General features: G+C 67.8%; 7 protein-coding genes. 1 reads left to right on the top strand and 6 read right to left on the bottom strand.

What is annotated here, in order from left to right:
• Nucleotides 1–2: 2 nt before the first annotated feature.
• The 5 genes from WHX56_RS14620 to dnaE are packed head-to-tail and all read right to left on the bottom strand — an operon-like array spanning nucleotide 3 to nucleotide 7,294.
• Nucleotides 3–1,112 (bottom strand): glycosyltransferase, encoded by a 1,110-nt coding sequence (locus WHX56_RS14620; protein WP_129245722.1) that lies wholly within the window; start codon nucleotides 1,110–1,112, stop codon nucleotides 3–5.
• A complete protein-coding gene (locus WHX56_RS14615) occupies nucleotides 1,109–1,861 on the bottom strand; it encodes a glycosyltransferase family 2 protein (protein WP_129245724.1) in 753 nt (250 codons plus the stop codon). Before WHX56_RS14615 ends, WHX56_RS14620 begins: the two co-directional genes overlap by 4 nt.
• Nucleotides 1,858–2,706, bottom strand: coding sequence for a polysaccharide deacetylase family protein (locus tag WHX56_RS14610; protein WP_338881642.1), 849 nt, complete (start codon nucleotides 2,704–2,706; stop codon nucleotides 1,858–1,860). Before WHX56_RS14610 ends, WHX56_RS14615 begins: the two co-directional genes overlap by 4 nt.
• Nucleotides 2,703–3,803 carry a glycosyltransferase family 4 protein gene (locus WHX56_RS14605; RefSeq protein WP_287751638.1) on the bottom strand — a complete coding sequence of 367 codons (1,101 nt, stop codon included), beginning with the start codon at nucleotides 3,801–3,803 and terminating at the stop codon, nucleotides 2,703–2,705. The genes WHX56_RS14610 and WHX56_RS14605 overlap by 4 nt, the downstream gene beginning before the upstream one ends.
• Entirely contained in the window at nucleotides 3,803–7,294 is a 3,492-nt protein-coding gene (gene dnaE / locus WHX56_RS14600) for a DNA polymerase III subunit alpha (protein WP_338881641.1), read from the bottom strand. Before dnaE ends, WHX56_RS14605 begins: the two co-directional genes overlap by 1 nt.
• A 117-nt stretch (nucleotides 7,295–7,411) precedes the next feature.
• On the opposite strand from dnaE, the gene lpxO reads away from it, so the two are divergent.
• Complete coding sequence (gene lpxO, locus WHX56_RS14595) at nucleotides 7,412–8,311, top strand: lipid A hydroxylase LpxO (RefSeq protein ID WP_129245733.1); 900 nt, start codon at nucleotides 7,412–7,414, stop codon at nucleotides 8,309–8,311.
• 240 nt (nucleotides 8,312–8,551) lie between these two features.
• Here lpxO and hrpA read toward each other — a convergent pair whose 3' ends face one another.
• Nucleotides 8,552–12,484 (bottom strand): ATP-dependent RNA helicase HrpA, encoded by a 3,933-nt coding sequence (gene hrpA / locus WHX56_RS14590; protein WP_338881640.1) that lies wholly within the window; start codon nucleotides 12,482–12,484, stop codon nucleotides 8,552–8,554.
• Nucleotides 12,485–12,547: the final 63 nt, after the last annotated feature.

Raw genomic sequence — 12,547 nt, 5'->3', positions numbered from 1 at the left:
TCTCAGCGCAATGTAAGCTGATAGACGTCCAGTGTCGCGGCGGCGAAACGTTCCAGGTTGAAGTCGCGCACGGCGGTTTCCCGGGCCTTGACGCCCATGGCGCGCACGGCTTCGGGGTGGTCGAGCATGAAGCGCAGCCTGGCGGTCATGGCCGGCACGTCGCGCGCGGGCACGATCCAGCCGTCCACGCCGTCGGCGACGTTCTCGGGCAGGCCGCCCGCGTCGCTGACCAGGGCGGGCAGCCCCAGGCCCATGATCTCGCGGCAGGCGAACGACAGGGCCTCGCGGTACGACAGCACGAAGCCCGCGTGGCAGGCGGCCAGGGCGGCCCGCACGTCGTCGAGCAGGCCGGGAAACACCACCTGGTCGATCATGCCGAGTTCGCGCACGCGCGCCAGCTTGGCCTCGGAGGGCGGGTCGCCGGCCACCAGCAGCCGCACGCGGGCCTTGTCCGCGGCGGGCAGCGCCGCGACGGCGGCGACCAGGTCCAGCCAGCCCTTGTCGTAGTCGGTGCCGCCGGAACTGCCCAGCAGCAGCTTGCCGCGCCAATCCGGCCCGAAGAAGATGTCGCGCAGCTTGTCCAGGCTTTCGGGCGGCGGCGGCGCGAAGAAGTTGGTGTCGATACCGTGGCGGATGGTCGTGATGGGACGGCGCCGGTAGGGCGAGTTTTCCATCAGGCGGCGCACGTAATCGCTGACCGCGATGCTGTGGTCGGTGGCCAGGCGGGCGCGCAGCCAATTGCCCAGGCTGGTCACCGGGTGGTCGTTGTGTTTGGTGAAGACGATACGCGGACGCCGCGGCAGGGCCAGCGTGGCGAACATGACCTGCTTGTGATCGGCCGAGCCGTTGCAGTGGATGACATCGTAGCCGCCCTGGCGGATCAGCCGCCGCAGTTGCGCGCGCTCGCCCAGCAGCGCGGCGGGACGGGACGAATACTGCATCGGAACCGCCGTCACGCCGGGGATGGCCTTGGCGTAGCGGTAGAGCCGGCTGGCCTCGGGCGTGGCGACGGTGATCTGGTGGCTGCCCGCCAGCGCCTTGGCCAGGTTGATGATATAGGTCACATGGCCGCCGCCGTTGCGGCCATGGAAGTTGGTGTAGAGGATCTTCACTTTTTCTTGTCGGCCAGGAACATCAGCTTCGAATAGCGGAAGAAGCTGCCGGCCGCCGCGGTGACGGCCAGCACCAGGCCGTGCCTGCCGTCGAGGAAGCCGCGCCGGATCAGGTAGATCCGCACGAAGGTCCAGAAGCCGTGGCCCAGCGCGCCGAAGACCGAGGCGCGCCGGCCCTTGGCGTACATCATGGCGGCGGCGTCCGACGAGTAGCGGTTGACCTTGTTGATCAGGGCGTCCAGGTTGTCGTACGGATAGTGCAGGAAATAGCCGCGCATCCGCAGGGGCTGGCCGCTGGCCGGCACCACGCGCTCATGCACGGCGGCGTCCGTGAAGCGCGCCGTGCCCCGCTTGAACAGGCGCAGCACGTAGTCGGGCCACCAGCCGCTGTGGCGGATGTCGCGGCCGCAGAAATTCGACAGGCGCGCGATCTCGTAGGCGTCGGCCCGCGGGGCGCGCAGCGCCTCCTGGATTTCCTGGGCCAGTTCCGGCGTGACGCGCTCGTCGGCGTCGATGGACAGCACCCAATCGCCCGTCGCCAGGTCCAGCGCGCGGTTCTTCTGGGGCCCGAAGCCGGGCCAGTCCGGCGTGACTTCCACCCGCGCGCCCAGGGCTTGCGCCAGTTCCACGGTGCCGTCGGTGCTGCCCGAATCGACGACGATGAACTCGTCGGCGAACGCCACCGACTTGAGGCACGCGGCGATATTGGCCGCCTCGTTCTTGGTGATGATGATGACAGATAACTTCATCCGCGATTCCTAAGACGCTTTTTCCAGGCCTTCCAGGCATGGAAGCGCGGGCCCCAGAAGGGGTCGCGCGACAGCCAGATGCGCCGGTTCAGCCAGGAGCCTGCCTGGTTGCGCACCGCGAAACGGTAGATGTGCCCGGGATCCGCGCCGGGGGCGTTCTGGCCGAAAGGGTCGGTAGTGTACAGGTGGCGGAAGCCGGCCTCGCGGGCCGCGGCCACGTAGTCCGCGTCGAAATAGCCCTGCGGCCAGCAGAGGTGGTCGCTCGCCTGTCCCAGCCGGCGTTCCAGCGTGTCCCGGGAGTCTCGCAGTTCCTGCGCGATATGCGCGCGCTTGGCGTCCGTGTCCGCGCCGCAGACCTTGTCCCAGCGGGTGTGGGTGTGCGTGTGGGAATGGAATTCGAAGGTGCCCGCGGCCCGCATGGCCTCGATCTCGCTCCAGCGCAGCATGGCCTCGTCGGCCCTGCCCTCGGCCACCAGCCGCTTGCAGGCGTCGTGGTCCGGCGTGGCGGGCAAGGGCCCGCCCTGGCCCGCATGCGGCCGGACCGGCCCGTCGCCGATCCAGCCCGTGATGGTGAAGAGGACGGCGCGCATGCCGTAGCGCGCCAGCACCGGATGCGCATGCACCCAGTTGTTCAGGTAACCGTCGTCGAAGGTGATCAGCACGGACCGTTCGGGCGCGGCGCCGCCCGCCAGGTACGCCGCGAATTGCGCGGTCGACAGCGACTGGTAGCCGGCGCGCGCCAGGCGCGCGATCTGCGATTCGAAGACGTCGGGCGTCGCCGCGATCATGCCGCCGGCCGGCGTGACGTGGTGGTACATCAGCACCGGGACGTTGGGCGCGTTCATCCCGCGCGCTCCGCCAGCCACTTGGCATAGACGGCCTCGGTGGTCTCGGCCAGCCGGGCGGGCGAGAACACACCCTCTTCCCAGACCATCTTGCGGCCCGCCTCGCCCATGCGGCGGCGCAGGCCGGCGTCGTCGATCAGGCGCTCCAGGGCGCCGGCCAGGGCGCGGGCGTCCTTGGGCGGCACCAGGATGCCGGTTTCGCCGTCGCGGAACATCTCGGACACGCCGCCGACGTCCGTGCCGATGACGGGCAGGCCGCTGGCCTGCGCCTCGACGTAGACGGTGCCGGAGGCCTCCTGCTGCGTCGCCAGGGCGAAGAGGTCGAAGCCCGCCAGCAGGTTGGGCACGTCGCGCCGCATGCCCATCAGGTGGATGCGGTCCTGCAGCCCGAGTTCGGCGACATAGGCCTGCGTCTGCTCGAACACCGGCGAACCGCCCCCGACGAACACCAGGTGCAGTTTGGGGCGGCTGGCCATCAAGGGCGCGATCGCGTCGATCAGGTCCTTGTGCCCCTTGGTGGCGCGCATGACGGCCACGCAGCCGACGACGATATCGTCATCGGCCAGGCCGAGTTCCTCGCGCAGGGTGGAACGCTCGACCGGCGGGGGCAGCACGATGGGCGAATAGACCGTCGCCACGCTTGCGGCGGGCACGCCGCGTTCGATCAGGTGCTGGCGCACGTGGTCGCTCACCGTCGTGACGCGGTGCGGCAGGCGGGTGTAGGACCACAGCGAGCCCACCTTGTTGGACAGGTGGCGGGTGCGCACGATCAGCGGCGTCCCGGCCAGCCGGGCCGCGGCGGCCGCGATGACCGTGTCGCGGCGGCTGTGCGTATTGAGGACGTCGAAACGGCCTTCCCGCAGGATGCCGCGAATGGTGGCGACGCCTTTCAGGTAGTTCGCCACGCCGTCCATTTCCAGCGTGTGCACGGTGAAGCCGGCGTCCGACAGGCGTTCCGCCAGCAGCGCCTTGGGCTGGCAGATGGCCTCCATGTGATGGCCGCGCGCGCGCATGGCGGTCATTTCCTTGAAGATCCGCCCTTCCTGGCCGCCGAAGCTGGTGGCGGCTTCCGAGTGAACGATACGCAGGCTACGCATCAATAAGTCACCTCCACCCCGTCGGGCTTGGTCCATTCGTTCAGGTTCGCCAGCAGCGTATCGGCCATGCGGACGCGCCACTCCTCGCCCAGCCGGACCGTGCACAGGAAATTATTCTTGGTATAGACGATATCGACCGGCACGCCGGGAATGCCGTTCTCGGGTTCGGCCCGGAACGGATTCAGCATCTGCCGCAGGCGGGCCGCGTCGGCGCTGCCGTTGAGCTTGACGCGCAGGGACTTGGCGCGGGCCTCGCGGGCCAGTTGCAAGTCGTAGAGCTGCTCGGCCACGATGCGCATGCCGCCGGAATAATCGTCATTGCTGACCTTGCCCTGCACGATGACGAGCTGGTCTTCGCGCAAGCGGTTGCGGTGCTTTTCGTAGAGTTCGTTGAAGACCGAGATTTCCACCTGCGCGGTGCCGTCGTCCAGCACGGCGAAGACCATCTTGCCCCGCCGCGTCATCATGACGCGCACGCTGGCCAGCACGCCGCACATCCATTGCAGGTCGCGCTGCGGCTCCACGCGGGCGAGCTGCATCGGCACGATGCGGCGCACTTCGTCGCGCCAGGCGTCGAACAGGTGGCCGCTGTAGTAATAGCCCAGCGCGGACTTTTCTTCGGTCAGCTTCTTGTGCAGGTCCCAGGGCGCGACCTTGGCCAGTTCGCCGGCCACCACGTCGCCGCTGTCGTCGCCGAACAGCGAGGCCTGGTTGGCGCTGCGGGCCGCCTGCTCGGCGGCCTCCATGGCGGTGGGCACCGAGGCCAGCATGGCCGCCCGGTTGGGTTCGATGGTGTCGAACGCGCCGGCCTTGATCAGGGCCTCGATGGTGCGGCGGTTGACCGCCTGCTTGCTGACGCGGCGGCAGAAGTCGAACAGGTTCAGGAAGGGGCCGCCTTCCTTGCGCGCGCGCAGGATGTCTTCGACCGCGCCCTGCCCCGTGCCCTTGACCGCCCCCAGGCCGTAGCGCATGGTGCGCGGCGGCCTGCCCTTTTCGGTGTGCTTGTCGGCCACCGGTTCAAACCGGTAGGCCGAGAAGTTGACGTCCGGCGGCAGCACCTCGACGCCGTTGTCCTGGGCGTCGCGGCAGAAAATCTGGACCTTGTCCGTATCGTCCATGTCCGACGACATGGTCGCGGCAAGGAATTCCGTCGGATGGTAGGCCTTGAGCCAGGCCGTCTGGTACGAGATCAGCGCGTACGCGGCCGAGTGCGACTTGTTGAAGCCGTAGCCCGCGAACTTCTCCATCAGGTCGAACAGCTTGACCGCCAGGTCGGGATCGTGGCCCTTTTCCTTGGCGCCCTGTTCGAACAGTTCCCGGTGCTTGGCCATTTCCTCGGGCTTTTTCTTGCCCATGGCGCGGCGCAGCAGGTCGGCGCCGCCCAGCGAATAGCCTCCGATGATCTGCGAGATCAGCATCACCTGTTCCTGGTAGACGATGACCCCGTAGGTGCTCTTGAGCGTGCTTTCCAGGTCGTTGTGGAAGTAGTCCACCGCGGCGCGGCCGTGCTTGCGGTTGACGAAGTCGTCCACCATGCCGGATTCCAGCGGCCCCGGACGGTACAGGGCCAGCATGGCGATGATGTCTTCGAAGGTGTTGGGCCGCAGCTTTTTCAGCAGTTCCTTCATGCCGCGCGATTCCAACTGGAACACCGCGGTCGTGTTGGCGTCGCACAGGATCTTGTAGGCGGCCGGATCGTCCAGCGCCAGCGCCATGACGTCGAAGTCGCGCTTGTCTTCGTTGAACTGGCGCACGTAGCGCACGGCCCAATCCAGGATGGTCAGGTTGCGCAGGCCCAGGAAGTCGAACTTCACCAGGCCGGCGGCCTCGACGTCGTCCTTGTCGAACTGCGAGACGGCGCTGTTCTCCTGCCCCGGCTGGCAATACAGCGGGCAGAAGTCGGTAAGCTTGCCGGGCGCGATCAGCACGCCGCCGGCGTGCATGCCGATGTTGCGGGTCAGGCCTTCCAGCGGTTTCGCCAGGTCGACCAGCCCGCGCACTTCTTCTTCCTGCTCGTAGCGGTCCTTGAAGGCGGGTTCGTCCTTCAGGGTGCGTTCCAGCGTCCAGGGATCCATCGGGTTGAACGGGATCAGCTTGGACAGGCCGTCGCAGAACATATAGGGCATGTCCAGCACGCGGCCCGCGTCGCGCACCACGGCCTTGGCGCCGAGCGTGCCGAAGGTGGCGATCTGGCTCACGGCGGCGCGGCCGTACTTTTCCTTGACGTAGTCGATGACCCGTTCGCGGTTGTCCTGGCAGAAGTCGATATCGAAGTCGGGCATGGAGACCCGCTCGGGATTCAGGAAGCGCTCGAACAGCAAGTCGTAGCGGATCGGATCCAGGTCGGTGATGCCCAGCGCGTAGGCCACGAGCGAACCCGCGCCCGAGCCCCGGCCCGGCCCCACCGGCACGCCGTTGTTCTTGCCCCAGTTGATGAAGTCCTGCACGATCAGGAAGTAGCCGGGGAAGCCCATCTGGATGATGGTCTTGCATTCCCAGCGCAGGCGTTCGTAGTACTGCTCGCGCTTGGACTCGCGTTCGGCCTCGTCGGGGAACAGGAAGCGCATGCGCTTTTCCAGGCCCTCTTCCGACAACTGCACGAGGTAGTCGTCGAGCGTCACGCCCTCGGGCGTGGGGAAGTTGGGCAGGCGCGGCTTGCCCAGCACCAGGCTCAGGTTGCAGCGCTTGGCGATTTCCACCGTGTTGGCCAGTGCCGAAGGCACGTCGGCGAAGCGCCGGGCCATTTCCTCGGAGCTGAGCAGGTATTGCTCTTTGCTGAACCGGCGCACGCGGCGCGGATTGGCCAGGATCTCGCCTTCGGCGATGCAGACGCGGGCCTCGTGCGCCTGGAATTCGAATTCGTCCAGGAACTGCACCGGATGCGTGGCCACCACCGGCAGGCCCGCTTCGCCCGCCAGGCGCATCGCGGCCTGGGTATAGGCTTCGTCGCCGTCCATGCCGACGCGCTGAAGTTCGATGTAGTAGCTGCCTGGGAACAGGTGCTCCCATTGGCGCGCCAGCGCCAGCGCCGACACGGCGTTGCCCGCGTCCAGCGCCTGGCCCACGTCGCCCCCGCGGCCGCCCGACAGGACGATCAGGCCGTCCTGCCCCTGCAGCCATTCGCGCCGGATCTCCGCGCGGCCCTTGCCCTGGTTCGTCAGGAAGGCCCTGGAGAGCAATTCGCACAGGTTGAGATAGCCCTTGTGGTTGCGCACCAGCAGCAGCAGCCGGAAAGGCTTGGCGGGATCTTCGTCGTTGGACAGCCAGACGTCGCAGCCCGCGATGGGCTTCACGCCCGCGCCGCGCGCGCCCTTGTAGAACTTGATCAGGCCGAACAGGTTCGACAGATCGGTCAGCGCGACGGCGGGCTGGCCCAGCTTGGCGACGCGCTTGATGAGGTCGGGAATGCGCACGATGCCGTCCACGACCGAGAACTCGGAGTGAACGCGCAGATGAACAAATGGGGACGGGTTTGTTACGGCTTCGGACATAGGGAGAATTGTACCGGTCAAAGCCACGGTCCCGGGCGATCCGGGGAGCCCCGCGCGCGCGGCCTGTGTAACAATAGCCTCTGGACCTGACCCACCATTGCTGCACGAGATTTACGTATGAAATGGCTAATCCCCGGGATCTGGCTGGCCGCCATCCTCTTCGCGCACTTCCGCGGCCGCGTCAAGCTGCCGCTGGGCCGGCAACTGCTGGACCACTCCGTGCTGCTCGCCCCCGTCAACGCCTTCATGGTGCTGGCCTCGCGCGTGCCGCCCACGCCCTACCTGACGACGAGCGAGATCGCCGAACTCAAGGTGCTGGACGAGCATTGGGAAACGATCCGCGAAGAGGCCGTGCAGATGGCCGAGCTGCGGCGCATCAAGGCCGCCGACACCCACAACGACATCGGCTTCAACTCGTTCTTCAAGTATGGCTGGAAGCGCTTCTACCTGAAGTGGTATGACGCGCGCCACCCGTCCGCCGAAGAACTCTGCCCCAAGACCGTCGCCATCCTGAAGACCCTGCCCAAGGTCAAGGCCGCGATGTTCGCCGAACTGCCGCCGGGCGGCCAGCTCAACCGGCACCGCGACCCGTTCGCCGGGTCCCTGCGCTACCACCTGGGTCTGGTCACTCCCAACGACGACCGCTGCCACATCATCGTCGACGGCGAATCCTATAGCTGGCGCGACGGCGAAAGCGTGGTGTTCGACGAGACCTACGTCCACGAGGCCTACAACCGCACCGAGCAGAACCGCATCATCCTGTTCTGCGACGTGGAGCGCCCCCTGAAGTGGCGCTGGGCCGAAGCCTTCAACCGCTGGTTCGGCCGGGTCGTCATGTCGGCGGCAAGTTCGCCCAACGACGGCGGCGACCAGACCGGGGCCATCAACAAGCTGACGCACGCGCACTGGGTCATCGACCAGAAGCGCAAGGCCTTCAAGGCCTGGAACCGCAAGGTCTACAAGGCCACCAAGTACGGGCTGATCGTTCTGGTCATCTTGGGGTTCCTGGCGCTGTAGGAATTGTGCGCCCGGTGTCTGACACCCGTACGGGCGTACGGGAGCTGCCACCTCGGGCCCAGTGTCTGACACCCGTACGAGACGCCCGTCCGGCTGAAGCAGACCTTCCCGGGTGTCTGACACCAAGGTGTTTGTGCTTTCGTTGGTGTCAGACACCCGGGCGGCGCCCGCGCAAGTCCTGGATCGTCTCGTACGGGTGTCAGACACAGCCTCCGCCCCTTCACAGCCTCCGCCCTCCCCCTACCGCTTCAACGACTCCCAGCTCTTCATCAGCCGCTTCACCGAAACCGGCATCGGCGTGCGCAGCTCCTGCGCGAACAGCGCCACCCGCAACTCTTCCAGCAGCCACCGGAATTCGTCCAGGCGGGGATCGGGCGCCCCCTTCAGCGCCGATCTCGCCCGCTGGTACTGCGTCAGGAGCGGCGCCATCTCGGCCACCAGTTTGGCGTCGCGCGCCGGATCGGCGCGCAGCTTGTCGATACGCGCCTGGATCGCCTTCAGGTAGCGCGGGAAATGCGCCAACTGCGCGTGGGGCGTGTCGCGGATGAACCACTTGGGCATCAGCGCGCCCAGTTGCGCCTGCAGGTCCGCGTAGGCGGTGGCGTGCGGCTTGGCCTGGGGCAGCTTGCGCTGCACCGCCGCGTACTCCGTCAGCACCGCCCCCGCCAGCCGTGCCACTTCCTGGGCCAGCAGGCCGAGCCGGCCCTTGCCCTCGGCGCGCCGGGCGTCGAACTGCTGTTCGTTCACCGGCCAGGGATCGGCCAGGCAGGCCTGCCCCAGCGCGCAATCGATGATCTGGTCGCGCAGTTCTTCCTGCGTGCCCAGCGTCATGTACAGCATGCTGATCCGGGTCAGGTCCGTCAGGTTCTTTTCCAGGAACTTCACCTGTTCGCGCAGCCCCAGCCGGAACAGCCTGAGCAGGCCGGCGCGATGGTGCTTGCGGGCCTCGTCCGGATCGTCGAACACGTCCAGGTCGCAATGCGCGCCGCGGTCCACCAGCGCCGGATAGCCGATGACCGATTGCCCGCGCCGCTTGATCTCCATGATCTCCGGCAGCGGGCCGAAGGACCAGGAAGTCAGGTTCTCGTGCGCCAGCGCCTGGGCGACCTGCGTGTCGCTGGCCGCCAGTTGCTGGAAGGTGGCCTGCGCCTGCTTGCCGAATTCGGCGCGCAGTTGCGCCAGGTTGCGGCCGGCGGCCAGCATGCGGCCGTGCTCGTCCACCACCCGGAAGTTCATGAACAAGTGCGCCGGCAGGGTTTCCAGCTTGAAATCCCCCACGGCCGGGCGCACCTGGACCTGGTTCCACATATCGGCGATGACGGCGTCCACCAGGCCCTGCTGCGGATCGCCCAGGCGGTCGAACCAGCGCTCGTAGAACCCGGCGGCGTAATCCGGCAGCGGCACGCAATGGCGGCGCAGTTTCTGCGGCAGGGACTTCAGGAGCAGATGCACCTTTTCCTTGAGCATGCCCGGCACCAGCCATTCGCAGCGCGCCGGATCGATCTGGTTCAGGGCGAACAGCGGCACCGACAGGGTCACGCCGTCGCGCGGGGAGCCGGGCTCGAAGTGGTAGTCCAGGGCCATGGACACGCCCTGCCATTCCACCTTCTTGGGGAACACGTCGGTCGTGACGCCGGCGGCTTCATGCCGCATCAGTTCGTCGCGGGTCAGCATGAGCTGGGCGGCCGCAGCCTTGTCCAGCCCCGACACCCACTTTTCCAGCGAGGCCGTCTGCGAAATGTCGGCGGGCAACTGGCGGTCGTAGAAAGCGTAGATCAGTTCGTCGTCGACCAGGATGTCGGGACGACGGGCCTGGTGCTCCAGCTTCTCGATGCCGGCGATCAGCTTGCGGTTGTGCGCCACGAAGGCCAGGCGCGTGTCGATCTCGCCCGGCACCAGGGCCTGGCGGATGAAGAGTTCGCGCGCGTGCGCCGGATTGACGCGGCCGTAGTGGATGCGCCGGCCGGCGTAGATGACCAGCCCGTACAGCGTGGCCCGTTCATTGGCCACGACCTGGCCCGCCTTCTTTTCCCAGCGGGGATCGGACCAGTTCCTGCGGATCAGGTGCGCGGCCACTTTTTCCAGCCACGCCGGGTCGATGCGCGCCACGCAGCGCGCGTACAGCCGCGTGGTCTCGACCAGTTCGGCCGCGACGATCCAGCGCCCCGCCTTCTTCACCAGCCGCGAACCCGGATGGATGTGGAAGCGGATTTCGCGGGCGCCCTGGTAGTGGCCGCCCTCGTCGCTCTTGAAGCCGATGTTGCCCAGCAGCCCCGACAGCAGCGCCAGGTGCAGTTGTTCGTACGTGGCTTCCGCCTGGTTCACGCGCCAGCCCTGTTCGCCCACCAGGGCGGCCAGTTGGGTGTGCACGTCGTGCCATTCGCGCAGGCGGATGGGCGACAGGAAGTTCTGGCGCAGCAGGGCCACCAGCTTGCGCTGCGAGGCCTTGTGCTGGACCTGTTCGCCGTACCACCGCCACAGCTTCAGGAAAGAGATGAATTCGGACTTGTCGTCGGCGAACTTGGCGTGCGCGGCCTCGGCCGCCTCGCGCTCCTGCATGGGACGGTCGCGCGCGTCCTGCACCGACAGGGCCGACGCGATGATCAGCATTTCGGCCAGGCACTGGTGTTCGCGCGCGGCCAGGATCATCCGGCCGATGCGCGGGTCCACCGGCAGCTTGGCGAGTTCATGGCCGGTGCGGGTCAGCGCGAACGAGGCGCCGGTGCGCGCGCCGTCCGCGTCGTCGCCCGCCGCGGACTCCAGTTCGATCGCACCCAGCTCCTGCAGCAGGTGGTAGCCGTCGGCCACGGCGCGCCCGGGCGGCGCCTCGACGAAGGGGAACTGCTCGATATCGTCCAGCTTCAGCGACTTCATCCGCAGGATGACCGACGCCAGCGACGAGCGCAGCACTTCCGGATCGGTGAACGCGGCCCGGTTGTTGAAATCCTGCTCGTCGTAGAGCCGGATGCAGACGCCCGGCCCCACCCGGCCGCAACGGCCGGCGCGCTGGTTGGCCGAGGCGCGGCTGATCGGCTCGATGCGCAGTTGCTCGACCTTGTTGCGCCAGGAATACCGCTTGATGCGCGCCAGCCCGCTGTCGACCACGAAGCGGATGCCGGGCACGGTCAGCGAGGTCTCCGCCACGTTGGTGGCCAGCACGATGCGCCGCGCGTTGGTGCGCGGATGGAAAATCTGCTCTTGCTCGGCCTGCGACAGCCGCGCATACAGCGGCAGCACTTCGGTGCCCGCCGGATGGCGTTTGCGCAGCGCCTCGGCGGATTCGCGGATTTCGCGCTCGCCGGGCAGGAACACCAGCACGTCGCCCGGGCCATGCCGCGCGCATTCGTCCACGGCGTCCACGATGGCGTCGATCAGGTCGCGCTCCTCGTCGCCCGACATCCGCTCGCGATCGCGGCCGGGCTTGCCCGGGGCCGGGGCGGCCTCGCCGTCGGCCGGTTCCTCGCGCACGGGCCGGTAGCGGACGTCCACGGGGTACAGGCGGCCGGACACCTCGATGACGGGCGCGGGCTTGTCCTCGGACGCCGCGAAGTGCCGGGCGAAGCGCTCGGCATCGATCGTGGCCGAGGTGATGATGATTTTCAGGTCGGGGCGGCGCGGGAGAAGCTGCTTCAGGTAGCCCAGCAGGAAATCGATGTTCAGGCTGCGTTCGTGCGCCTCGTCGATGATGATGGTGTCGTAGCGGCGCAAGAGCGGGTCGCGCTGCGACTCGGCCAGCAGGATGCCGTCGGTCATCAGTTTGATGGACGCGTTCGGGCCGGTGCGGTCGTTGAACCGCACCTGGTAGCCCACCACCTCGCCCATCGGCGTGCCCAGTTCCTCGGCGATGCGCTTGGCCACCGAGGTCGCCGCCAGGCGGCGCGGCTGGGTGTGGCCGATCATCTTCTGGCGGCCGCGGCCCAGTTCCAGGCAGATCTTGGGCAACTGCGTGGTCTTGCCCGAGCCGGTTTCGCCGCTGACGATCACCACCTGGTGGCCGGCGATGGCGCGCGCGATCTCCTGGCGCCTTGCGCTGACGGGCAGGTCTTCGGGATAGGTCACCGCGGGAATGGGGCGCTCGGGGCGCGGCGCCCGGCGCGCATTCGGCGCGGCGGCGGCCGCCGGGGCCGTCGCGTCCGCGGCCTTGGAGGCCCGCGGGCTGGAGGATTCAGGCATGTACGATAGTCCGGTTAGGCCGACATTATAAATTTCCGCGCGCGCCGCGCCGGGGAATCCGGC

The sequence above is a fragment of the Achromobacter veterisilvae genome (genome assembly GCF_037619525.1).
Taxonomy (GTDB): domain Bacteria; phylum Pseudomonadota; class Gammaproteobacteria; order Burkholderiales; family Burkholderiaceae_B; genus Achromobacter; species Achromobacter veterisilvae.
This window is presented reverse-complemented; position numbering and strand designations above follow the sequence as displayed.

Excerpts from the sequence above, each read along its gene's own strand:
- WHX56_RS14615 (WP_129245724.1), bottom strand. The coding sequence starts at position 1,861 with ATGAAGTTATCTGTCATCATCATCACCAAGAACGAGGCGGCCAATATC.
- dnaE (WP_338881641.1), bottom strand. The coding sequence starts at position 7,294 with ATGTCCGAAGCCGTAACAAACCCGTCCCCATTTGTTCATCTGCGCGTT.
- hrpA (WP_338881640.1), bottom strand. The coding sequence starts at position 12,484 with ATGCCTGAATCCTCCAGCCCGCGGGCCTCCAAGGCCGCGGACGCGACG.
- WHX56_RS14605 (WP_287751638.1), bottom strand. The coding sequence starts at position 3,803 with ATGCGTAGCCTGCGTATCGTTCACTCGGAAGCCGCCACCAGCTTCGGC.
- WHX56_RS14610 (WP_338881642.1), bottom strand. The coding sequence starts at position 2,706 with ATGAACGCGCCCAACGTCCCGGTGCTGATGTACCACCACGTCACGCCG.
- lpxO (WP_129245733.1), top strand. The coding sequence starts at position 7,412 with ATGAAATGGCTAATCCCCGGGATCTGGCTGGCCGCCATCCTCTTCGCG.